24 protein-coding genes and 1 tRNA gene are annotated in these 21,927 nt (G+C 30.2%); 6 read left to right on the top strand and 19 right to left on the bottom strand.

The window, feature by feature from the left end:
* Positions 1-32: 32 nt before the first annotated feature.
* The 3 genes from hemW to ruvC are packed head-to-tail and all read right to left on the bottom strand — an operon-like array spanning position 33 to position 2,657.
* On the bottom strand, positions 33-1,166 hold the full coding sequence (gene hemW, locus AAC008_RS03815; RefSeq protein WP_339887513.1) for a radical SAM family heme chaperone HemW: 1,134 nt from the start codon (positions 1,164-1,166) through the stop codon (positions 33-35).
* Between the two features lie 31 nt (positions 1,167-1,197).
* Positions 1,198-2,070: a DUF6252 family protein gene (locus AAC008_RS03810; RefSeq protein WP_339887512.1), complete on the bottom strand. Its 873-nt coding sequence runs from the start codon at positions 2,068-2,070 to the stop codon at positions 1,198-1,200.
* A gap of 32 nt (positions 2,071-2,102) precedes the next feature.
* On the bottom strand, positions 2,103-2,657 hold the full coding sequence (gene ruvC, locus AAC008_RS03805) for a crossover junction endodeoxyribonuclease RuvC (RefSeq protein WP_339887510.1): 555 nt from the start codon (positions 2,655-2,657) through the stop codon (positions 2,103-2,105).
* Positions 2,658-2,761: 104 nt separating this feature from the next.
* Here ruvC and AAC008_RS03800 point away from each other — a divergent pair, with 104 nt between their 5' ends.
* Both AAC008_RS03800 and AAC008_RS03795 read left to right on the top strand, forming a co-directional pair.
* Entirely contained in the window at positions 2,762-3,637 is an 876-nt protein-coding gene (locus AAC008_RS03800) for a hypothetical protein (protein ID WP_339887508.1), read from the top strand.
* On the top strand, positions 3,634-4,737 hold the full coding sequence (locus AAC008_RS03795) for a glycosyltransferase (RefSeq protein WP_339887507.1): 1,104 nt from the start codon (positions 3,634-3,636) through the stop codon (positions 4,735-4,737). Before AAC008_RS03800 ends, AAC008_RS03795 begins: the two co-directional genes overlap by 4 nt.
* Positions 4,738-4,906: 169 nt before the next feature.
* On the opposite strand, the gene AAC008_RS03790 is transcribed toward AAC008_RS03795, so the two are convergent.
* The 8 genes from AAC008_RS03790 to AAC008_RS03755 all read right to left on the bottom strand — a co-directional run bounded on the left by AAC008_RS03790 (position 4,907) and on the right by AAC008_RS03755 (position 10,328).
* Positions 4,907-5,383 (bottom strand): hypothetical protein, encoded by a 477-nt coding sequence (locus AAC008_RS03790; protein WP_339887506.1) that lies wholly within the window; start codon positions 5,381-5,383, stop codon positions 4,907-4,909.
* A 31-nt stretch (positions 5,384-5,414) separates the two neighbouring features.
* On the bottom strand, positions 5,415-6,536 hold the full coding sequence (locus tag AAC008_RS03785) for a tetratricopeptide repeat protein (protein WP_339887504.1): 1,122 nt from the start codon (positions 6,534-6,536) through the stop codon (positions 5,415-5,417).
* 6 nt (positions 6,537-6,542) lie between these two features.
* Complete coding sequence (locus AAC008_RS03780; RefSeq protein WP_339887503.1) at positions 6,543-7,823, bottom strand: M56 family metallopeptidase; 1,281 nt, start codon at positions 7,821-7,823, stop codon at positions 6,543-6,545.
* The gene (locus tag AAC008_RS03775; protein ID WP_339887501.1) at positions 7,816-8,181 is read right to left on the bottom strand and encodes a BlaI/MecI/CopY family transcriptional regulator; all 366 of its coding nucleotides are present in this window, start codon (positions 8,179-8,181) and stop codon (positions 7,816-7,818) included. Before AAC008_RS03775 ends, AAC008_RS03780 begins: the two co-directional genes overlap by 8 nt.
* A 176-nt stretch (positions 8,182-8,357) precedes the next feature.
* Positions 8,358-8,795: an energy transducer TonB gene (locus AAC008_RS03770; RefSeq protein ID WP_339887500.1), complete on the bottom strand. Its 438-nt coding sequence runs from the start codon at positions 8,793-8,795 to the stop codon at positions 8,358-8,360.
* 6 nt (positions 8,796-8,801) lie between these two features.
* The gene (locus tag AAC008_RS03765; protein WP_339887499.1) at positions 8,802-9,287 is read right to left on the bottom strand and encodes an energy transducer TonB; all 486 of its coding nucleotides are present in this window, start codon (positions 9,285-9,287) and stop codon (positions 8,802-8,804) included.
* A 2-nt stretch (positions 9,288-9,289) separates the two neighbouring features.
* Positions 9,290-9,868 carry an energy transducer TonB gene (locus AAC008_RS03760; RefSeq protein ID WP_339887498.1) on the bottom strand — a complete coding sequence of 193 codons (579 nt, stop codon included), beginning with the start codon at positions 9,866-9,868 and terminating at the stop codon, positions 9,290-9,292.
* A gap of 13 nt (positions 9,869-9,881) precedes the next feature.
* Positions 9,882-10,328, bottom strand: coding sequence for an energy transducer TonB (locus tag AAC008_RS03755; RefSeq protein ID WP_339887497.1), 447 nt, complete (start codon positions 10,326-10,328; stop codon positions 9,882-9,884).
* A 69-nt stretch (positions 10,329-10,397) separates the two neighbouring features.
* Here AAC008_RS03755 and AAC008_RS03750 point away from each other — a divergent pair, with 69 nt between their 5' ends.
* Positions 10,398-10,895, top strand: coding sequence for a DUF456 domain-containing protein (locus AAC008_RS03750; RefSeq protein ID WP_339887496.1), 498 nt, complete (start codon positions 10,398-10,400; stop codon positions 10,893-10,895).
* A gap of 63 nt (positions 10,896-10,958) precedes the next feature.
* On the opposite strand, the gene AAC008_RS03745 is transcribed toward AAC008_RS03750, so the two are convergent.
* From AAC008_RS03745 to AAC008_RS03710, 8 genes are all read right to left on the bottom strand, one after another.
* The gene (locus AAC008_RS03745) at positions 10,959-11,378 is read right to left on the bottom strand and encodes a T9SS type A sorting domain-containing protein (protein WP_339887495.1); all 420 of its coding nucleotides are present in this window, start codon (positions 11,376-11,378) and stop codon (positions 10,959-10,961) included.
* A 71-nt stretch (positions 11,379-11,449) separates the two neighbouring features.
* Positions 11,450-11,905: a hypothetical protein gene (locus tag AAC008_RS03740; RefSeq protein ID WP_339887494.1), complete on the bottom strand. Its 456-nt coding sequence runs from the start codon at positions 11,903-11,905 to the stop codon at positions 11,450-11,452.
* 230 nt (positions 11,906-12,135) lie between these two features.
* Positions 12,136-12,209: transfer RNA gene (locus AAC008_RS03735), tRNA-Asp, on the bottom strand.
* Positions 12,210-12,295: 86 nt separating this feature from the next.
* Positions 12,296-13,222: a DUF58 domain-containing protein gene (locus AAC008_RS03730; RefSeq protein ID WP_339887493.1), complete on the bottom strand. Its 927-nt coding sequence runs from the start codon at positions 13,220-13,222 to the stop codon at positions 12,296-12,298.
* A gap of 356 nt (positions 13,223-13,578) precedes the next feature.
* Positions 13,579-13,896: a thioredoxin gene (trxA, locus tag AAC008_RS03725; protein WP_026717477.1), complete on the bottom strand. Its 318-nt coding sequence runs from the start codon at positions 13,894-13,896 to the stop codon at positions 13,579-13,581.
* A 118-nt stretch (positions 13,897-14,014) separates the two neighbouring features.
* A complete protein-coding gene (locus AAC008_RS03720; protein WP_339887492.1) occupies positions 14,015-14,599 on the bottom strand; it encodes a peroxiredoxin-like family protein in 585 nt (194 codons plus the stop codon).
* Positions 14,600-14,668: 69 nt separating this feature from the next.
* Positions 14,669-19,204 (bottom strand): DNA polymerase III subunit alpha, encoded by a 4,536-nt coding sequence (dnaE, locus tag AAC008_RS03715; RefSeq protein WP_339887491.1) that lies wholly within the window; start codon positions 19,202-19,204, stop codon positions 14,669-14,671.
* Between the two features lie 152 nt (positions 19,205-19,356).
* Positions 19,357-19,809: a DUF6252 family protein gene (locus tag AAC008_RS03710; RefSeq protein ID WP_339887490.1), complete on the bottom strand. Its 453-nt coding sequence runs from the start codon at positions 19,807-19,809 to the stop codon at positions 19,357-19,359.
* A 177-nt stretch (positions 19,810-19,986) separates the two neighbouring features.
* Here AAC008_RS03710 and AAC008_RS03705 point away from each other — a divergent pair, with 177 nt between their 5' ends.
* From AAC008_RS03705 to AAC008_RS03695, 3 genes are read left to right on the top strand one after another with little or no spacing between them, the layout of a single operon-like run.
* On the top strand, positions 19,987-20,550 hold the full coding sequence (locus tag AAC008_RS03705) for a 30S ribosomal protein S16 (RefSeq protein WP_339887489.1): 564 nt from the start codon (positions 19,987-19,989) through the stop codon (positions 20,548-20,550).
* A gap of 12 nt (positions 20,551-20,562) precedes the next feature.
* Positions 20,563-21,087, top strand: coding sequence for a ribosome maturation factor RimM (gene rimM / locus AAC008_RS03700; RefSeq protein ID WP_339887487.1), 525 nt, complete (start codon positions 20,563-20,565; stop codon positions 21,085-21,087).
* A gap of 59 nt (positions 21,088-21,146) precedes the next feature.
* A complete protein-coding gene (locus AAC008_RS03695; RefSeq protein WP_339887486.1) occupies positions 21,147-21,854 on the top strand; it encodes a methyltransferase in 708 nt (235 codons plus the stop codon).
* Positions 21,855-21,927 lie beyond the last annotated feature (73 nt).

Raw genomic sequence — 21,927 nt, 5'->3', positions numbered from 1 at the left:
TTGCGAAAACCTTTGTGTTCTTTGCGTTTAAACTAATCCAAATTTACTAAAAACAAATCACTTGCAATTCCATCACATAAAAATTTTCCCTTTTTAGTCGTTTTTAGAATATTATTTTCGATTTCCAACAAACCATCATTAATAAATCGTTGACTTTGTATATTCAAATAATTTAGAAATTCTTGTCCGAATTCTGATTCAATACGTCCTAAAGAAACACCCCAAATTGTTCGTAAACCTGTCATTACATATTCATTATAACTGTCTTCCCTAGTTAGTTTTTCTGAAGTTAAAGGCAATTTGTTATCTTGAATAGATTTGATATATAATGTGTTATTGGCAACATTCCAACTTCTTGAAGTTCCATTAAAACTATGTGCTGAAGGACCAATTCCAATATATTTTTTTCCTAACCAATAACTCGAATTGTTTTTTGAAAAATAATTCTCCTTTCCAAAATTGGATAATTCGTAATGAATGAATCCTTTTTCTTGAAGGGTTTCGACTAAAATATGAAAATGTTCTTGAGCAACTTCATCTTTTGGTGCTGAGATGATTCCTTTTTTGATGAAAGTATCTAAAGCTGTTTTGGGTTCAACCGTTAAAGCATAACTCGAAATATGTGGAATATTAAAAGAAAGTGCTTTTTCAATGTTTTGCTTCCATTTATCATTACTCATTCCTGGAATTCCGTAAATTAAATCTAAAGAAATATTATCGAAGTATTTTGTTGCAATTTCTAAACAATTTGAAGCTTCATTAGAATTATGAGCGCGATTCATCATCTTTAAATCATCTTCAAAGAAAGATTGAATTCCTATGGAAAGTCGATTAACTCGATTATTAGATAATTCGATTATTCGTTCTTCTGTTAAATCATCTGGATTTGCTTCAACCGTAATTTCTGGATTTTCTGCTATGTTGAAATGTTTGTAAACTTCATCAATCAAAAATCTCAAATCTGCAATCTCCAATATACTCGGAGTTCCACCACCAAAATAAATGGTTTCAATACTTTCATTTTCAGCTTCATTTTTACGTAAAGCAATTTCTTTAGCTAATGCCAAAATCATTTCGTCTTTCTTCTTTAAACTAGTAGAAAAATGAAAGTCGCAATAATGACATGCTTGCTTGCAAAAAGGGATATGTATGTAGATACCTGACATAAAAAAAGCAAGTTAAACTTGCTTTATTAAATTAGTAATTAGAATATACTGTTTTAAAAGTTCCATTAGTAACTTGTGTCTGATTACTATTTACTGGATTTGTTGCGGTAAAACTAAAAGTTCCTGCTAAAACTGTAAGTTGAGATCCTACTGTTTTCTCAGTAATTGTCAAAGTTCCTGAACAATTATAATCATCATGATAATCTGTTGCAGTATTATAAACTGATAAAATAGCTTTATTATTAGTTGAATTTGACGTAAAAGTATAAGTGCTTGCTGTTGTATTGTTCTGATTTACAATTATTGCAATATTATTTTTATCCGAATTATAGAAATTTAATCTAATGTCTGAACCTGGGAAAAATCCTCCTTCTTGGTCTTCGCTTGAACTATACCAATCAACATTATCAATTTTAGTTCCCATTTTCAATCCTGAAATCGATGGAATAATTACTGTATATTTTACCAGAAAACTTCCAGAAATATTTACATAGGGAGATGATAAATCATGTTCATCTTCATAAATTTTACCTGAAAAATTTACTTCAATAGTTTTATTTGTTTCATCAAAATTGACCATTTCAAAATTAAATGATTCCTGAGAGTAATATGCTTGAGAATATCTAGATGGTATAGAAAAGTCAGATGAATAAGTACTAGCGCTTCCTAAATTTCCTTGTGCATTAAATTCAAATTGCAAACTTTTTCCTTGAGAAGTAGAAGCAGTTACAGCTAAACTATTTTCACTTCTAAAAGCTTGCCAAGATGTTACTGACAATACTTCATTATCGTCTGTATAATTAAAATATTCTGTTGCTGATTGTGGATCGTTGTCACTATCAGATGAACAAGAAAAAACTGAAATGGTTAATGCAATAAAAAGAATTAATTTTAAATGTTTCATATATGTATATATTTATTTTTATCAAATATATATTATTTTTTAACTCTATTCTCATTTTGTTTTACAAAAGCATCCCAACCCGTATAACTTTTTTCTCCAACGGTTTTTCCTGAATTGAAAAAGTGACAAACGGCTGCTGCTAATCCATCAGTTGAATCTAGATTTTTGGGTAAGGTTTTTAAACCTAATAATTGTTGGAGCATTTTGGCTACTTGTTCTTTGCTGGCATTTCCGCTTCCGGTGATGGCCATTTTTATTTTTTTAGGTTCGTATTCTGTAATGGGAATATCTCTTGAAAGTCCAGCTGCCATAGCAACTCCTTGTGCTCTTCCTAACTTTAACATGGATTGCACGTTTTTACCAAAAAAGGGTGCTTCAATGGCAATTTCATCTGGATGATAGGTTTCTATTAGTTCAATTGTTCGTTCAAAAATGATTTTTAATTTTTGATAATGGTTGTCGTATTTGGACAATTGCAATTCATTTAGTTGCAAAAATTCCATTTTTTTGTTGACTATTTTTATCAATCCAAATCCCATGATGGTTGTTCCTGGATCAATTCCTAATATGATTCTTTCGTTTGACACTTTTTCTATTTCACAGAGTTACACAAAGAAAGCACAAAGTTTCACAGAGTTTTCTTTTCTTTGCAGCAATGATTGCTATTTCTCACAAAGCTAAACAATTCTTTTTGGTTACTGTCAAACTTTTGATTGTAAGTGGAGCAATTTATTATATCTATTGGCATTTTAATGGTGATAAGAAAGTTGATTTCAATCAGATAAAAGGTTACTTGGATTTAAAAACTCTTTTAATTTTAACTGCTTTTTCAAGTGTGAATTGGATTTTAGAAATTTTTAAATGGAGGCATTTGGTTTCATCATTCAAAGAAATTTCATTTATTGAAGCCATGGAACAAAGTTTAGGTTCCTTAACTGCATCAATTTTTACTCCAAACCGAATTGGTGAGTATGGTGCTAAAGTTTTATATTTTCCTAAAGAAAACACTAAACAAATTGTGCTTTTAAATTTTATTGGCAATAGTAGTCAAATGTTTGTCACAACGGTTTTTGGTTTAATTGGGATTTTAATTAGCGACTTTAAGTTTGAAGTTTTTAATTGGTTTTTGGTTTTTGCAGTGATTGTAATTATTTGTTTACCATTGTTATATTTCTTCAGAAATGTTGAAGTTTTTGGGTTTTCTATTCGAAAAATAATTTCATTCTCATTTGATTTTCATCTAAATAATCTTAGATTTTCAATTGTTCGTTATTTAGTATTCTCTTTACAATTTTTGTTTCTATTATTGCTTTTTGACATAAATCTTGACTTTACAACTGCAATTGGAACTATATTTACCATGTATTTTTTAGCTTCTATAATTCCGACTATTCATTTTTTGGATGTTGCCATAAAAGGAAGTGTTGCTTTGTTTTTATTTGGACAACTAGGAATTGATGACTGGAAAATTGCTGCGATTATTTCTATTATGTGGATTTTTAATTTGGTTATACCTTTGCTATTTGGAAGTATTTTTGTTCTTAACTATAAACCATTGAGAAAATGATTTTAATTGGATTTTATACTATTCTATTTATTTATGTGCTTTTTATAGGTGCATTTATTTATGGATTTGGTAAGATGAAGTCTAAAAATCAAATGAATGTAAATCCAAAAACAAGTTTTTCTATTGTTGTGCCTTTTAGAAATGAAGCTGAAAATTTACCTCAACTTTTGCATTCAATTTCGTTGTTGGATTATCCGACAGAATTGGTTGAAGTTATTTTGGTTGATGACGAGTCTGAAGAGGAATTTAGAATTCATAATTTAGAATTTAGAATTCAGATAATTAAGAATATTCGAAAAACTAATTCACCTAAGAAAGATGCTATAAATACAGCGATTGTAGTTGCAAAAAATGATTGGATCATTACAACTGATGCAGATTGTTTGGTGCAAAATGATTGGTTGAAATCTATTGATAATTTCATTCAAACTGAAAATAAAAAAATGGTTGCTGCTGGAGTTTCCTATTTACCAAAGAAAGGATTTCTACATCAATTTCAGAATTTGGATTTTTTGAGTTTACAAGGTGTCACGATTGGAAGTTTTGGAATTGAGAAACCGTTTATGTGCAATGGTGCTAATTTTGCTTATGAAAAAGCATTTTTCAAAGATCTAAATGGCTTTGAAGGAAACTCAGAAATTGCAAGTGGTGATGATGTTTTTCTATTGCAAAAAGCGTTACAATTTGATTCTAAAAATGTTGGATTTTGCACCAATAAAGAAAGTATTGTTGCTACAAAAAGTGTTTTGAGTTGGAAGGAATTGTTTTTTCAGCGTGTTCGTTGGGCAAGTAAATCGAGTGCTTATGTGGATTGGTTTTCTAAGAGTTTAGCACTTGTGGTTTTCTTAACGAATTTGTTTTTTGTTGTAAGTTGCATGTTGTGGGTTGTAGGTTTATTTCGTTATGAAAATCTGCTTTTTTATTTTGGAATTAAGTTTTTGGTGGATTTTATTATGATAATGAAATCGGCTAACTATTTTAATCAACGTATTCGATATGTTTTGATTTGTAGTTTGGTTTATCCCTTTTTTACTAGTGCTGTTGCTTTGTATTCTTTGTTTGGAAAGTATTCTTGGAAAGGAAGAAGTTTTAGAAAATAGTTATCTGTTGTCTAAAATAGCCCTGATAAGAATGGAAAGACTTTTGTGAAAGAGTGCTATTTTTTGTTGTTATAAAAAAGCGACCTAAGAAGCTCTTTTTATGACTTACAAAAAAAGTATTGTTTGCAAAAGCTTGTAATGGATAGCAGGAAATAGCTTCAAAAAAAAACTACTTTTTCTTAATAATTACAGGTAAAATAAATTGGGTTTTGACTTTTACTCCTCTTTTACTTGCCGGCTCAATGGGTGGAAAATTGGCTAATTTATTTTGAATTATACTGTCAATTTCTTTGATATCATATTCTAAACTGTCTTTTGAATGTTGGGTTTCAAAAACGGTTGTTCTATCAGGAAAAACGGTTACTTTTACTTGAATAGTGTCGATATTTGGGTAAAGCATTTGAATGGAATCAACACTGATTTTTTGCTGAATTTCTTGTGACAAATACTTGAAAAAACATTGCTTTTGGGCTTCTTTATTTTGCATGGTATCGCAAGCGTAAACCGATGGATATTCGTCCACTTCGCTCCAATTTATTTTTTGAAGTTCTTGTTGCAATAATTCGGTTTCATCTGGTACTTTTTTATCAAAAAGCTGACAGGAAACTATAAAAAAGAATAAAAATGTGATTCCGATGTTTTTCAAATCTTTTTTTTGTAAAAATACTATCTTTTTTTTATTGCATGTGTAATTCTTGCTTTAATTGAGAAATTCTTTTGGTTATATAATCTGTTTTTGAAGAATGAGCTTTTGGAAATTGTTTTAAAAATCGTTCAAATACTGGTAACACTTTTTTCTTATTGACTTCTTTATAGTCTGTAATGACACATATTTGATAATAAGCCTCTTCGTTTTCTCTGTTCTCATTAAATGCTTTATTATAAAACTTTAAAGCGAAATCTAATTGAATATTTCTCTGATAATAAACAGCCTTGTAGAAGTATTCACTTTCAAAAGTAACTTGTTTTAATTCAATGGTTTTATCTAAATCGTTTTGTGCTTTTTTAAAGTCATTTAAATTACCAAAACACAAAGCCCTTTCAAAATAATAATTAGAATCTTCTGGGTTTAATTCTAATAAATGATCATATATTTCTATTGCTTTTTTATAATTATTTAGCTTAAAATAAGCTTTTGCAATGTCTTTATAAATAAATTCATCGTCTTGATTTAATTTTAATAACCTTTCATAATCCATAATTGCATTTGAATAATCATTAAGAATATAATATAGCTGAGCTCTTAATTTTAGCATATCGATATCATCTGAATTTTGCTTGATGAATCTGTTGCAAATTTTTATTCCTTCTTCTTCTTGTTTAATTTGCGAATAAAAATAAGCTAATTTATAATTGCTTTTATGGTAAGTTGAATCTATATCACTAGCTAATTTATAATTTTTAAATGCTTTTCCGGGTTCGTTTAGTTTTTCAAATGAAAGTCCTAAATAATATAGAAAAATGGGATTACTTTTTTGATTTTGAACCAATTTATCAAATACAATTTGTGCTTTATCATACTTTGAAACCTCTAAAAGTAGTAATCCAAAATCAAAATTTACTGGAATAGAAGTTGAATCTAACCTAATATAATTTTGATAGTATTTTAGAGCTTCATTTTTGTTTCCTTTGGCTTCAAAAACTTTGGCAATTTTATAATTCTTACTATTTTCTGAAGCTAATTTATAAGTGTTTATAGCTTCATTGTATTTTCCTATTGCAACTAAACTATCGCCCAAAATTATGTTTTGAGCATAACTTTGAAGCGATAGTATAAATAGTACTAAAATATATTTCATCGAAAATTACTTTTTAGCAGGCTCAATTGTTGGAGGTGGTGGTGGCGCAATTCTGAACATAATAGGCTGAGCATAAGAAACTTTTACAGCTTTACCTTTATACATTCCAGGTTTAAATTTTGGTAATAATTTTATTATTCGAATAGCCTCCTCGTCTAATAATTTTCCATTTTCAGTCCCTAATACTTTATCAATACTAACGTTTCCATTTGTATCAATAATAAACACAACAACAACTCTTCCCTCATTGTTTTTATCGAGAGCTACTTTTGGATATTGAAAATTTGTTCTAATATGCTCATTCATAGCATTCATAAAACATTCTTTTGCTTCTTTACCTTTGTTTGTCGAACAACCTTCAAATTGTGGAATTTCATCTATAACAGCAAAAGGAATTTCATTGGTTTCCTTAACTGTCTTACTGTTTTTCTCTTGAGCGATTGCAGTTGTTGAAAACAACATAAGTGACACTACTGTCATAGGAACAACTACTAAATACTTGATCATTCCTGCTTTTTTGGATTTTGATTTTTGTAACATAACTAAACGTTTTTTGATTAATGATTGATTGTAAAAATTATTGGTTAATGAAATGGAATTCACTTCAAAAATTTGACATATAAGCGTTTCATAATAACTGCTTTTATTTTCGGAAACACTGTTAGAATCAGCTTCAAATTCATGTATTTCAACAATTCTTTTTTGATAGATGTAAATTATTGGGTTGAACCAAAACACGATCTTCAATATTTCTAAAAACAATAAATCTAAAGAGTGTAATTGTTTTTGATGTACTTTTTCATGTTTTATTATTGCACTTAAATTCTGGTTTTCCTTACCTATGAATATATAATTTAAAAAAGAAAATGCTTGATTTGAATTTTCAATTCTATACACTTTAGCTTTTTCTAAAACTTCAATAGTTGCTTGTTGTTTTACTTTTAAAATTTTAACTAATTTGACTATAAAAAATGTCAGAAATAGTAAAAATCCAATTCCGTAAATAAAATTTAAGCTTGTTAAAAAAGATATATTTGTAAATTGATTTTCTACTAAATCATTATTTGTCAATACAATTTCCTTTAATTGAAAAAAATAGTGTTGTTGTACATTTCCTTCTATCGGAATTTTTATCAAAGGAATTAAAAGTGATAAAACTGTACTTCCTAAAAGATAAAATCGATTGGCTTTAAAAAAGGTTTCCTTCTTGAAAAACAATTCAAAAACTAACAAAAAAAGCAATTGCAAAACAATTGTTTGTAGACTATAAATTAAAAAATCATTCATCTTCTTTATGTTTAATTTCTTTAATAATTTGTTCAATATCTGCTAAATCAACATCATTTTTCTTAACAAAAAAAGAAACCATATCTTTAAATGAACCTTGGAAATAGTTTTCGACTAATTTATTTATAGATGAGTTACTGTATTCATTTTTCTTTAGAATAGGAAGATAAATATAGCCTTTTCCTTCTTGCTTATGATTCACAAAACCTTTAGTTTCAAGTATTCTTATGATCGTTGAAACAGTGTTGTAAGCAGGTTTTGGTTCAGGTAACTTATCTATAATGTCTTTTACATTAGATTCTTTTAAATCCCACAAAACGTGCATTATTTCTTCTTCTGCTTTGGTAAGTTGTTTCATCTTATGCTGAATTTATATCAGTATCTTTTTTATGTTATTATTAGTTTTTTTTGAACTAAGTTTTTAGTTTGATAATTCAAATGTAAACTAAATATTTAGTTTAAACTAATTTTTTAGTTGAATAATGTATAAAAAAAGCATCAAAATTATTTAATGCTTTATTTATGAGGATATTACTATAATTTAAAAACAATTGGCTGAGCATAAAAGACACCTACAGGATTACCTTTTTGCATTCCTGGTTTGAATCTTGGCAAAAGGTTTATGATTCTTTCTGCTTCTTCCGACAATAATTCACACCCTTCTGATGCTATTGTTTTTGAAATAACAACATAACCTTCATGGTTAATAAGAAACCTTACAGTAACTCTTCCCTGAATATTGTTTCTTACAGCTCTTTTTGGATACTTAAAATTCAATTTAATGTGATTATTCATTTCTTGCATAAAACAATTTTTTTCTTCACTTTTCGGAATATCATTACAATTTGGAAACATAGGAATTTCTTCCAAAACTGCAAAAGGAACAGACTTACCTTCTTCCTCTTGAGAGAAACAATTTACCGATAACAAGAATATCAAAATTAATGTAGCTGCTTTAAAAACTGATTTCATGATTGATTATTTTTTCTTTTTTGACGGTTCATCTAATTTAAATCTTATCGGTAAAGAGAAAGACACATTTACTGGTTTTCCGCGTTGAATTCCGGGTTTGAATTGAGGTAATAAATTAACAATTCTCATTGCTTCTTCTTCTAATATGCTGGCTCCACTTGGGCCTCTAGCTTTTACTTTTGTTACATTGCCTTCAAAATCAATTACAAATGCAACATAAACTTTTCCTTGTATGTTTTGTTCTCGTGCTTCATCTGGATACACTAAATATTTACGAATATGATTTTGAATTTGTTCATTAAAACAAGCTCTTAATTCATTTGACTTCAAACCTTCACAACCTTCAAATTCTGGAATTTTTTCTATTATTTGAAATGGTATTTCAGGTTCTGATTCAGATTCGGGAACTACAATTTCTTGCGAATAACTTATACCAATATTTAAAATAAATAGAAAAAAAACGATTTTTGAAAAATAATTTAAATTATTCATCTTTAATTCAACTTAAACATTATTGGAATAGACATAGTAACTTTTACTGCCGTTCCTCTTTGTATGGCTGGTGTTTGAGCTTTTGGAACTAAACTCAATATTCGAATGGCTTCTTCTTCTAGAATCAAACCATACTTTGGTCCGTTAACATTTTTAATATGAAAGTTTCCTTCTTGATCTATTTCACAATAAGTATTTACTTTTCCTTGAATTTCGTATTCTTGAGCGAATTCTGGATATTTAAAATTCTTTAAAATATGAGCTTGAATAAATTCATTAATATCAACTAAATTTTCTTTTAACATATATTTTGGAGTAGATTCTGTTTGAATTGAATCTGAACGATCTACTACATTATATACTTTATTATAATCAATTGTTGGTTGGGTTTTACTTTTTACATCATTTGTAAAAGCCTTTTTTTGGGAACTATTTTCTTTTATTTTAATTAAATAATTTTGCCAAACAACATCTTTTTCACTTCGAGGTTCTATACCTTTCTTTACAAAACTATTGTTATGTTTATAACCCGAACAACTAATAAAAAAAGACAATATTATTGATAAAAAAACTATTCTCATAATTGGTATTTTATTAATTCAACTTAAAATTTATTGGTTGTGCATAACTAACTCCAACAGGTTTTCCTTTTTGCTCTCCTGGTTTAAATTTTGGAAGTAGTTTAATAATTCTAATTGCTTCATCTCTTAATAATTCACATCCAACAGGCGTCTTTGTATCTATTATAGAAACATTCCCTTCAAAATCTATTAAAAATAAAACGAATATTCTTCCTTGTATATTGTCTCTTCTAGCTTTTTTAGGGTAGTTAAAATTGTTCATTACATGATCAAACATCTCTTGATTGAAACACTCTTTTGCTTCTTTAATTGAAGCATCAATACATTTAGGAAATCTTGGTATATCTTCTATTACAGCAAATGGAACATTTATGGATTCTTCTTGTGAAAAACAAGTTAAAGAACAAAAAAACATCAATATCAAAAATAAATTCCTTGATGAAAACAATAAACTATTCATAAATTATCTTTAAATTAGGTAATAAAACAAATATATACTTTTTTTGTAATAAAATAAATCAATTCTACTATGGAATATGTTTTGCTGATTTTTGGTTTAGTCTTAATTCTTTTTGGAATTATTGGAAGTATTTTACCTGCTTTACCAGGAGCACCTATTAGTTGGGTTGGGCTTTTACTTATTTATTTGATACCTGAAATTAAAATTAATTATTGGATTTTAGGAATTACGTTACTTCTCACAATTATTATTGCTGTTTTAGATTATATCTTACCCTCTAAAGGAACAAAACATTTTGGAGGAACAAAATATGGAATTTGGGGAACAAACATTGGATTGATTGTAGGATTATTTTTTCCACCATTCGGATTTGTAATTGGTCCTTTTTTAGGAGCTTTTGCCGGAGAACTTATATATAACTCAAAAGACACTAAAGGTGCTTTTAAAGCTGCCGTAGGTTCGTTTTTAGGCTTGTTAGCTTCAACTTTTATGAAAGTACTTTTTTGTTTGTTGTTGCTTGGAATTTACCTTGTAGTATTCTTTTCAAATTTGGAAGTCTGGTTTTAAACAAAAAACCACCTAAAATTTTCATTTCAGATGGTTTTTTAAAACTTAACTTAATCTAAATTCTTAATTCACAATTAGCTTGCGCTTGACAACTAATTTGTTTTGTTTTTCTATTTCAATGAAATAAATTCCAGTATTTAATGAAGATAAATCTATTGATTTAGTTACTTCATTTACTTTATTTAATTGAATTACTTGTTTTCCTAGTATGTCAACCACGCTTATTTTTTCAATAATTTCATTTGTGTTGTCTAATGAAATTGTTACTTGATTTTTAGCAGGATTTGGATACATTGTAATATTACTTTCATTAAAAGTATTTGTTTGCAAAGAACAAGTGCTTGACTGAACTACAGTAAAACTTGTCGAACCCAAACATCCTAAAGAGCCTGAACTTGTAGCATTAACACTATAATCTCCAGGATTTACCGTTGTTATTTCATACGTAGCATTTGTTGCTCCTGATATTGCTATTCCGTTCAACGACCATTGATATGTGTAATTTGAACTAGATGATAGTCCACTATCTAACGTTAAGCTGCTAACAAGATTTCCTATGCTATTATCAATACAAATAATATAGAACCTGTATTTGATGTAATTACTGGTTCAGGTAACAAACCTACGGTTACTGTGAATTCTGTTGTAACATAATATTCTGGTGAGGTATTCCAAGGGTCATCATGTGCTCGCTCTACTCTAACATAAATACTTTGCGGATTTGATGTATTTTGAAATGAAGCTAGATTATTTATAGAGTTACCTCCAAAGTTTGCATCTATAAAGTTTGTGTGTAAAGAAATAGATATTGGTGGAACTGTTTGAGTTCCTAAAACATCTGGTATTACAGCAGTTAAATCAAACTGTTCAATACTATCATTGTTTCCAAAATAGTCACATTTTGTAAAAGTATCTAAAACTGCTTGTGAAATTGGATTTGCTACTGGAATTATTTGAGCAAAAATATTGGTAAATGCAAAAAAGAAAAATAAGAGTAATGTTTTTTTCATGTCTTTAGGTTTTAATTTGCTAATATATATATTTATACAGGTACAAATAAAAAATTAAAATTTCTATAAAAAACAAAAAAGCCATTCCGAGTTAACGGAAAAGCTTTTCATCGGTTTAACTACTAAACCATGGTCAACGTTACAAAGGCTGACCAAACAACACAACTAATCTTTGATACTTATTTTGGGCAAAAAAGCGATTCATTTCTGAATCGCTTCTCCCAATTTCGCGGTCTGGACGGGACTCGAACCCGCGACCCCCTGCGTGACAGGCAGGTATTCTAACCAACTGAACTACCAGACCATTGCTTCATTGCGGTTGCAAATATAGGACGCTTTTTTAATTATACAAACGTTTTGATGAAAAAAAATCAATTATTTTTTATCTTTTTATCCAAACTTTTGTTTCTCAATAAGATATGTGGTTAAAATTTTTTCAAATCCTTCTTCAATAGAAACAGGAATGTACTGAATTTGGTATTGCATACATGTATTTGCTATTGTCTTATTGTATTCAACTATCTTTTTTTCGTATTCTTCTTTGATATTTTCTGCAAAAAGGTTGATTTCTTCTCCAGTTTCTACGTCAATAAATTTTCTTGGCTTGTTATCGTAGTCAAAATCTACCTCCGTTTTCTTATCATATACATGAAACAAGACCACTTTATGCTTATTATGCTTTAAATGCTGTAGTGCTTTGAATATTTTTTCTTCGTCTTCTTTTTGAAACATATCAGAAAACAATATAATCATAGACCTACGATGAATATTCTCTGCGATCTGATGTAAGAACGTAACTGTATCGGTTTGTTTCTGCTCTGGCTTGCTTATTAAAATTTCTTCCAGCTTGCTTAAAATCATTCTGTGATGTCTATCACTTCCTTTTTCTGATGCATAATATTCGTAGTTATCAGAATAAACACTAATTCCGACTGCATCGCGTTGCTTTTTTAATAAATTCATTAAGACAGCTGAAGCTAAAACTGAAAAACCTATCTTATTCTTGTAAAATAAGTCGTTCTCTGCCAGTTTTGGGTAATGCATGGAAGAAGAGTTGTCCAAAATTAAATGACAGCGCAAATTGGTTTCTTCTTCGTAGCGTTTAGTATAAAGTCGATCTGTTTTTGCAAAAAGCTTCCAATCGATGTGACGAGTACTTTCTCCTGGATTATAAATTTTGTGTTCGGCAAACTCGGCAGAAAACCCATGAAAAGGTGATTTGTGCATTCCAGATATAAAGCCTTCTACAATTTGATTGGCTAAAAGCTCTAAATGTTCAAAACTTGCTATTTTTTGGATTTGGGATTCTATCTTCATGTCTCAAAGATAATTAAAGTTTTTTGGATTATGGATTTTCGGATTGTGGATTTTCGGACACTTAATAAATAAACAAATGACAACTCTTTTAGCCCTGATGGGAATGGCATCCTTTTATTGCGAAACGAATTATTGTTTAAAAGATCACTTCGTTCCTCGTAATAAATATAGAATGGACAGCAGGAATTACATTGGCAAGTACAAGACGACGATTTGCTTCTGAAGGGATTAAGGTTTTATTTATTGCCAATGGTTATGAAAAGCCACCCCGCCCTTTGGGCACCCCTCCAAAGGATGGGAATAAAAAAAAAGGCTCAACTTTCGCTGAACCTTTTAATACTATTAATCTTTAAATATTATAGTAATGCATCAATTGCATCAGTATACGTTTTCTTTGGAGCTACTCCAACTTGACGACCTACTACTTCTCCGTTTTGGAAAATTAATACCGTTGGAATGTTACGAACTCCGTATTTTGCAGCAAATTCTTGGTTTGCGTCAACATCAACTTTACCAACTACTGCTTTTCCTTCATATTCTGAAGAAACTTCATCGATAACTGGTCCAACCATTCTACATGGTCCGCACCAAGCTGCCCAAAAATCTACTACTACTGGTTTATCTGATTTTAAAACTACTTCGTCAAAAGTAGCATCTGTTATTGCTAATGCCATTTCTTTTATTTTTAATGTGGTTATTAATTAGTTTTGAGTTGTTTCGAACTGAAATACAAAGTTAGAAATAAATATACCAACTTTTTATAATTTGCATAAATTTTACTTATAGTTTTATTTATAAATTCTTTAAAACCGCTAATAAAAGTTCTCCTTTTAAACGTGTTGCATAATTTGGATTAATATACATGAATTCGATTTCTTGTTTTTCGTTTAAAACATAAACTGTAGGAACTGGTAAAAACGAAGTGTTTTTGTCATCTGAATATTTACCTAACATTTTTCCGTATTTTTCTGGCGCTGCAAATGCAATTCCAATGGCTTGAGAAAATTTTCCTTCACTGTCTGAGTATAAAGCGTAGTTTAATTTATCTTTTGTTTCTGTTTCTTTTAGAAAACTTGGTGAATCTGGACTTATAGCTACTATTTGGTACCCTAAACTTAAAATATCGCTTTCAATTTCTTGCATATCTGCTAGTTGATTGTTGCAATATGGACACCAACCCCCACGATAAACAACCAAAACTGTTTTTTTATTGAATATTTTATCTGTTTTTACTTTCTTTCCATCAATACCAGATAGCTCTGTATTTGGGATTTTTTCTCCAATTAAAAGTGGACTTACATTTTCTGGTGCATCTGCAATTTGTGCCTGAGAAGTTAATGCTAAACTAAATAACACTATAGCTGCTAATTTTTTCATGGTTTTTGTTTTATTTATATTTGACAAAGATAAAGTCTTCTTCTTTTTTATGATGTTTGATGGCTAACATTAATTCAACTTAAAGTTGATTTGCATTTTTTCTAGCTCAGCTAACAACTCATTAGAAATTTGAATTTTCAGCTTTCTACTTGGCATACTCAACTTAGTTACGACTATAATTTCTTCTTCAATAGTCGTTTCTACAACTGTTGCGGTTTCCTCTTCGTCTGTTCCTTCGCTAAGTAGTAATTCTTCTTCATTTTCATCATCAGAAGGTTCAAAAGCTTGAATTTCCGAAACCACTTCTTTTTTGATTTTCTCTAATTCCATAACCTCAATCGTGACTTGATGATCTCCTTTTGCAGTTGAAAACAACTCAGATAAAGATTGAATCATTTTTTCTTGAAGTTCTACAATACTGAACTGTAGGATTAATTTTTTAGCATACGTCGTTAAAACATCTTGAAGCATTTTGACTTCTAGAAACTGTAATCTTGGATCTCCTTTTTTCCCTTCTTGATTTGTCCAACCTTCTTTTACATTGAATCGAATAAAAGTGAAGTTATTTTGAATTAAAAAATGTCTAAATTTTAAATATTCTTCTCCAAAAATCCTAAAATCAAAACTTTCATCATACCCTTCTAACGAAAACATAGCCCAGCCTTTTCCGTTTTTTGCAACCCTATGCTCCACTTTTGTAATAATTCCTCCAACACTAATGTTTTTTCCGACCTGGGTATTTAAATCATTAAGTTCTTGTAATTTAGTAGGGCAATAATATTTCATTTCGTATTTATAATCGTCAAGCGGATGACCCGAAATATAAATTCCGACTACTTCTTTTTCTTGTGCTAATTTTTGCATAGTATTCCACTCTTCACAAGGTGGGACAACTGGTTCTGCAATTTGCACTTCTGAAGCATCACCAAACAAACTTACTTGGGAAGAATTTTCATTTTCCTGAAATTTAGCTCCATATTTTATGGCTTTTTCGAGAAATGTAATTCCATCTCCTTCATCATGAAAATATTGAGCCCTATGTGTTTCTGCGAAACAATCAAATCCACCAGCTAAGGCTAAACTTTCGAAAGCTTTTTTGTTAGCTGCTCTTAAATCAATCTTCTTAGCCACATCAAAAATAGATTTGTATGGTGCGTCTTTTCTGTTTTCTACAATTGTATCAACTGCATTTGCTCCAACACCTTTTACTGCACCAATTCCAAAACGGACGGCATAATTTTCGTTTACCGTGAATTTGTAATAGGATTCATTAACATCTGGGCCAAGAACTTCTAACCCCATTCGCTTACATTCTTCCATGAAAAATGAGACTTGTTTGATATCATTCATGTTATTGGAAAGTACCGCAGCCATATATTCTGCTGGATAATGTGCCTTTAAATAAGCTGTCTGATAAGCAATCCAAGCATAACAAGTTGAGTGCGATTTATTGAAGGCATAACTTGCAAAAGCTTCCCAATCTTTCCAAATTTTCTCTAAAACCGTTGCATCGTGACCTTTTGCAGAAGCTTGTTCCACAAATTTAGGCTTCATTTTATCAAGAACTTCTTTTTGTTTTTTACCCATTGCTTTACGCAAGACATCGGCTTCACCTTTCGTAAAATCAGCTAGTGATTGTGACAAAAGCATGACTTGTTCTTGGTAAACTGTAATTCCGTATGTTTCTCCTAAATATTCTTCACAAGCATCTAAATCATATTTTATTTCTTCTTCACCGTTTTTTCTTCTAACAAATGATGGAATATATTCCAATGGCCCAGGACGATATAATGCATTCATGGCAATTAAATCTCCAAAAACTGTTGGTTTAAGATCCTTCATGTATTTTTGCATTCCAGGAGATTCGTATTGGAAAATACCAACTGTTTCTCCTCTTTGGAATAACTCATATGTTTTTTCATCATCAATAGGAAATTCATCTGGATCTAATTGAATTCCTGTTCGATATTTAACAAGTTTAACCGTGTCTTTAATTAAAGTTAATGTCTTTAATCCCAAGAAGTCCATTTTCAGCAATCCAGCGCTTTCTGCAACCGAGTTGTCGAATTGTGTAACATATAAATCAGAATCTTTTGCTGTTGTAACCGGAACGAAATTGGTAATATCTGAAGGCGTAATAATAACTCCACAAGCATGAATACCTGTGTTTCGCATTGAACCTTCCAAAATTTTTGCTTGTTGAATGGTTTCTCCAGCTAGATCTCCATTATTAGCAATTGCTATTAATTCTTTTACTTTATCAAACTCATCGGAACGTAATGCTTTTTTAACATCCTCTTCTTTTTCAGAAATAAACCTTGCTAAATTCCATTTTGAAGGCATCATACCAGGAATTAACTTGGCAATTCTATCTGCTTCAAAAAGTGGTAAATCTAGCACACGAGCTGTATCTCGAATAGCTGATTTTGTTGCCATTTTACCATAAGTAATAATTTGAGCAACCTGATTTTTTCCGTATTTATTAATTACATAATCCATTACACGGCTACGACCTTCATCATCAAAATCAATATCAATATCAGGCATAGATACACGATCAGGGTTTAAGAAACGCTCAAAAAGTAAATCGTATTTAATTGGATCAATATTTGTTATTCCTAAACAATAAGCTACTGCTGAACCAGCGGCTGAACCACGTCCTGGACCAACAGAAACATCCATTTTTCGTGCTTCTGCAATAAAATCCTGTACAATTAAGAAATAACCTGGATAACCCGAATTTGAAATCGTTAATAATTCAAAATCTAATCGTTCTTGAATTTCAGGTGTGATTTCGCCATATCGTTTTTTAGCACCTTCTATCGTAAGACTTCGTAAATAATCATTTTCCCCTCTTACTCCATTATCATTTACATCTTCTGGATTTATAAATTCTTCTGGAATATCGTATTTTGGAAGTAATACATCTCTATAAAGTGAGTAAATTTCGACTTTATCTACAATTTCTTGAATATTAACTATGGCTTCTGGTAAATCAGAAAAAAGTTTTTTCATTTCGTCTTGTGACTTGAAATAATATTCCTGATTTGGCAATCCATAACGATAACCACGTCCACGTCCAATTGGTGTAGCTTGTTTTTCACCGTCTTTTACACACAATAAAATATCGTGTGCATTAGCATCTTCTTTATTTAAGTAATATGTATTGTTTGTTGCAATTAATTTGACCTTATGTTTTTCAGCAAACTCAATCAAGGTTTTATTCACACGATTTTCATCTTCTTGATTGTGACGCATAATTTCTAAATAAAAATCAGCTCCAAATTGTTCTTTCCACCAAATTAAGGCTTCCTCTGCTTGATTTTCACCAATATTTAGAATTTTACTCGGAATTTCACCATATAAATTCCCAGACAAAACCATAATATCTTCTTTGTATTGCTCAACAACTTTTTTATCTATTCTTGGTACATAATAGAATCCTTCAGTGTAAGCAATGGAAGACATTTTAGCTAAATTGTGATACCCTTTTTTATTTTTAGCCAATAGCACAACTTGATATCCATTATCTTTTTTGGTCTTATCCGCGTGATTTTCACAAATGTTGAATTCGCATCCAACAATAGGTTTTATTTCTGTTTCTGAATGTTCTTCACCAGCTTCAATGGCTGCTTCAATTTTAGCTTTCGCTGCTTTATTATGATTCATAACAGCACTTACAAAATGGAAAGCTCCCATCATGTTTCCAGTATCTGTTATGGCAACAGCTGGCATTTTATTTTTGGCAGTTTCAACAACTAAACCAGGAACACCAATAGTAGATTGTAAGACTGAAAATTGGGAATGATTGTGTAAATGAACAAATTTAGCTTCTTTTAAATCGCTTTTATCTGTTTCTGAAACAGTAGTTTGCGTGTTTTCTTGTTCAATTTTTTGAAGTCGCTTTCTAATATCTTCAGAAGCTTTCTTTAAATTGATATGTTTCAATCCAATTAACTGAATTTCTCCTAAATTATGTTCTTTGAATCTATGAAAATAATCAGGACTTACATCTAATTGTTCTTTTGTAAAAACTTCACGTTTAATTAATTCTAAAAAACAACGTGTTGTTGCTTCTACATCGGCAGTTGCGTTATGTGCTTCTGAAAAAGGTTGATTGAATAAGTATTGATGTAGTTCAGTCAATGTTGGCAATTTGAATCTGCCTCCACGACCACCAGGCAACTTAATTAATTCAGCTGTAACTTCAGTACAAGTATCTAAAACTGGCATTTTTGACATATCTGAACCAACGTTCATACGATGAAATTCACATCCCATGATATTGACATCAAAACCTAAATTTTGACCTACAATATATTTAGTTTTCGAAAGTGCAATATTAAACTTCTCTAACACTTCAATTAATGGAATCCCTTGTTGTTCTGCTAATTCTGTTGAAATACCATGAATTCGTTCTGCATCATAAGGAATGTTATATCCATCTGGCTTTACTAAATAATCCTCATGTTCAATTAAATTTCCCATTTCATCATGCAACTGCCAAGCAATTTGAACACATCTTGGCCAGTTATCAGTATCCGTAATTGGAGCCGACCAACTTCTTGGTAATCCGGTAGTTTCGGTATCGAAAATTAAATACATCTGATAAAAGATTTTTGAATTGAGTTTATAGATTTTAGATTTAAATCTACTTTTCAAAAATACTATTTCAGAATTTAGAAATCAATTTTAGTTATTAACAAAAACAAAAAAACCACGCAATTAGCGTGGTATTTTATAAATTTTATTTGCAATTATTTTACAGGAACACTATAAATAACACCATTAGTATACCCAGCTTCAATTCCGTTTGCATTAACAGCTCTAAATTTGAAAGTTCCAGATAATTTTCCGGTTACGGTTGGACTTTCAGTAATTTTTAACTCACCACTCCCAACATTAACACCGGTTTCATATGAATCAGTAACGCCATCAATTGTAATGTCATAAGTCGCTACATTAGCTGTATTTACTCCAAAAGTTCTTACTCCAACATTAGCAGAAGAAACTTCAAAAGTTACAATTTCAAATTGAGAATATGCCTCAACAGTCATAGAACCATCTGGATTTAAAATTACTCTTGCATCATTTGCTCTCCAATTTTCTCCATTTTTAATTCCTTGAAAAGAAGGATCATTAAAAGCTACATCATCAGTACAAGAAGCAAATGTGACTAATATTGTTAAAACTAAAATTATTTTCTTCATTTTTGATATTTTTTAGTAGGTATTGAAACATATAAACGTACAAATGTAAAATTTTGTATTAAAAAAACGAACAAAAAGTAATAATTTTTAAAATATAAATTTAGTTAACTAAAAGTTTTATATATTTGCACCCTTAATTAACAGAGGTCGAGAACCTCAAAATTTAATCACAAGATTATGTCTGTAAAAATTAGATTACAAAGACACGGTAAAAAAGGGAAACCTTTTTACTGGATCGTAGCAGCTGATGCTAGATCAAAAAGAGATGGTAAGTTCTTAGAGAAAATCGGAACTTACAATCCAACTGCAAACCCTGCAATCATTGATTTGAATGTAGATGCAGCTGTTCAATGGTTACACAATGGTGCACAACCAACTGATACAGCGAAAGCAATTTTATCTTACAAAGGAGCTTTATTGAAACACCATTTAGATGGAGGAGTTCGTAAAGGTGCTTTAACCCAAGAGCAAGCTGATGCAAAATTCACTGCTTGGTTAGACGAGAAAGACGGAACTGTTAGTGCTAAAAAAGACGGATTATCAAAAGCAAAAGAAGATGCAAAAGCGAAAGCTTTTAAATTAGAACAAGAAGCTAATGAGAAACGTGCTAAAGCTGCTGCTGAAGCTGCTCAACCAACTGAAGAGGTAGTTGAAGAAGTAGAAGTTGCAACTGAAGAAACTGTAGCTGAAGTTGAAGAAACTCCTGCTGTAGAAGAAAACAACGAAGAAACACAAGCTTAATTTAGTGCGATAATGCAAAAAGAACAATGTTTCTATCTTGGCAAAATCGCTAAAAAATTCAGTTTTAAAGGTGAAGTCTTAATCTATCTAGATACAGACGAACCTTATTTGTATGAAAATTTGGAATCAGTTTTTGTGGAATTACACAAAAACTTGGTTCCATTTTTTATTTTAAAATCTGGCATTCATAAAAATAATTTCTTGCGTGTACGCTTTGAAGATGTAGAATCTGAAGAAGATGCAGATGCAATTATGAATTGTGAAGTTTATCTCCCTATGTCATTTTTACCTAAATTAGAAGGTGATAAATTTTATTATCACGAAATTACTGATTTTCTTGTGGAAGACATTCGTTTAGGGAAAATTGGAAATATCAAAAGAGTAAATGACAGTAATCACCAACCCTTATTAGAAATAATGAATGGTGAGGTAGAAATTTTAGTTCCGTTAATTGATGACTTTATTATAGAAGTTGACAGAAAGAACAAAATTTTTAAAATGGATATTCCTGAAGGACTTGTGGAGATGTATCTTTAAAAAAGTGTTCAGCGCTCAGTTATTAGTGTTCAATAATTTTTATTAAATCAATAACCATTTTGTTTCAATTCAAACAATTTAACGTAGAACAAGACAAATGTGCCATGAAAGTGGGTACAGATAGCGTTTTGCTTGGTGCTTGGTGTCCAATTGACAACAACCCTAATTCGATTTTAGATATTGGTGCTGGAACTGGAATTTTATCTTTGATGTTAGCTCAACGAACTAATGCTAAACAAATTGACGCAGTAGAAATTGATGAAGATGCGTATGAACAATGTGTATCAAATTATGAAAATTCCCCTTGGAGTGATCGATTATTTTGTTTTCATGCTGGATTAGACGAAATAGTTGAAGATCCAGAGGACGAATATGATATTATTATCTCCAATCCTCCTTTTTATGCTGAAGATTTTAAAACAGATAATACTCAAAGAGATCTAGCTAGATTTCAAGATGCAATGCCTTTTGAAGATTTGGTTGAAGCTGCTGATTTATTATTATCTGAAAACGGAACTTTTGCTGTAGTTATTCCCTTTAAAGAAGAAGAACGTTTTCTGAATTTATGTGCAGAATTTGAACTTTATCCTGTAAAAGCTACTCACGTTAGAGGTTCTCAAAAAACACCAATAGTTAGAAGTTTATTAGCTTTTAAACGTTATGAATTATCTGTTTTAGTGGCTGATGAATTGGTTGTTGAAATCAATCGTCATGAATATACGAATGATTATATTAATTTGACTAAAGATTTTTATTTGAAGATGTAGAGTTTTATTAGCGAAAACACTATCAATAAAGACATATATAGGTTATGGAACTGAATCCACGAATTACATTTTA

It is taken from the genome of uncultured Flavobacterium sp., from assembly GCF_963975515.1.
In the GTDB taxonomy this organism is placed as follows: domain Bacteria; phylum Bacteroidota; class Bacteroidia; order Flavobacteriales; family Flavobacteriaceae; genus Flavobacterium.
This window is presented reverse-complemented; position numbering and strand designations above follow the sequence as displayed.

Excerpts from the sequence above, each read along its gene's own strand:
- hemW (WP_339887513.1), bottom strand. The coding sequence starts at position 1,166 with ATGTCAGGTATCTACATACATATCCCTTTTTGCAAGCAAGCATGTCAT.
- AAC008_RS03810 (WP_339887512.1), bottom strand. The coding sequence starts at position 2,070 with ATGAAACATTTAAAATTAATTCTTTTTATTGCATTAACCATTTCAGTT.
- AAC008_RS03795 (WP_339887507.1), top strand. The coding sequence starts at position 3,634 with ATGATTTTAATTGGATTTTATACTATTCTATTTATTTATGTGCTTTTT.
- AAC008_RS03785 (WP_339887504.1), bottom strand. The coding sequence starts at position 6,536 with ATGAAATATATTTTAGTACTATTTATACTATCGCTTCAAAGTTATGCT.
- AAC008_RS03780 (WP_339887503.1), bottom strand. The coding sequence starts at position 7,823 with ATGAATGATTTTTTAATTTATAGTCTACAAACAATTGTTTTGCAATTG.
- AAC008_RS03775 (WP_339887501.1), bottom strand. The coding sequence starts at position 8,181 with ATGAAACAACTTACCAAAGCAGAAGAAGAAATAATGCACGTTTTGTGG.
- AAC008_RS03770 (WP_339887500.1), bottom strand. The coding sequence starts at position 8,795 with ATGAAATCAGTTTTTAAAGCAGCTACATTAATTTTGATATTCTTGTTA.
- AAC008_RS03765 (WP_339887499.1), bottom strand. The coding sequence starts at position 9,287 with ATGAATAATTTAAATTATTTTTCAAAAATCGTTTTTTTTCTATTTATT.
- AAC008_RS03760 (WP_339887498.1), bottom strand. The coding sequence starts at position 9,868 with ATGAGAATAGTTTTTTTATCAATAATATTGTCTTTTTTTATTAGTTGT.
- AAC008_RS03755 (WP_339887497.1), bottom strand. The coding sequence starts at position 10,328 with ATGAATAGTTTATTGTTTTCATCAAGGAATTTATTTTTGATATTGATG.
- AAC008_RS03750 (WP_339887496.1), top strand. The coding sequence starts at position 10,398 with ATGGAATATGTTTTGCTGATTTTTGGTTTAGTCTTAATTCTTTTTGGA.
- AAC008_RS03740 (WP_339887494.1), bottom strand. The coding sequence starts at position 11,905 with ATGAAAAAAACATTACTCTTATTTTTCTTTTTTGCATTTACCAATATT.
- AAC008_RS03730 (WP_339887493.1), bottom strand. The coding sequence starts at position 13,222 with ATGAAGATAGAATCCCAAATCCAAAAAATAGCAAGTTTTGAACATTTA.
- trxA (WP_026717477.1), bottom strand. The coding sequence starts at position 13,896 with ATGGCATTAGCAATAACAGATGCTACTTTTGACGAAGTAGTTTTAAAA.
- AAC008_RS03720 (WP_339887492.1), bottom strand. The coding sequence starts at position 14,599 with ATGAAAAAATTAGCAGCTATAGTGTTATTTAGTTTAGCATTAACTTCT.
- dnaE (WP_339887491.1), bottom strand. The coding sequence starts at position 19,204 with ATGTATTTAATTTTCGATACCGAAACTACCGGATTACCAAGAAGTTGG.
- AAC008_RS03710 (WP_339887490.1), bottom strand. The coding sequence starts at position 19,809 with ATGAAGAAAATAATTTTAGTTTTAACAATATTAGTCACATTTGCTTCT.
- AAC008_RS03705 (WP_339887489.1), top strand. The coding sequence starts at position 19,987 with ATGTCTGTAAAAATTAGATTACAAAGACACGGTAAAAAAGGGAAACCT.
- rimM (WP_339887487.1), top strand. The coding sequence starts at position 20,563 with ATGCAAAAAGAACAATGTTTCTATCTTGGCAAAATCGCTAAAAAATTC.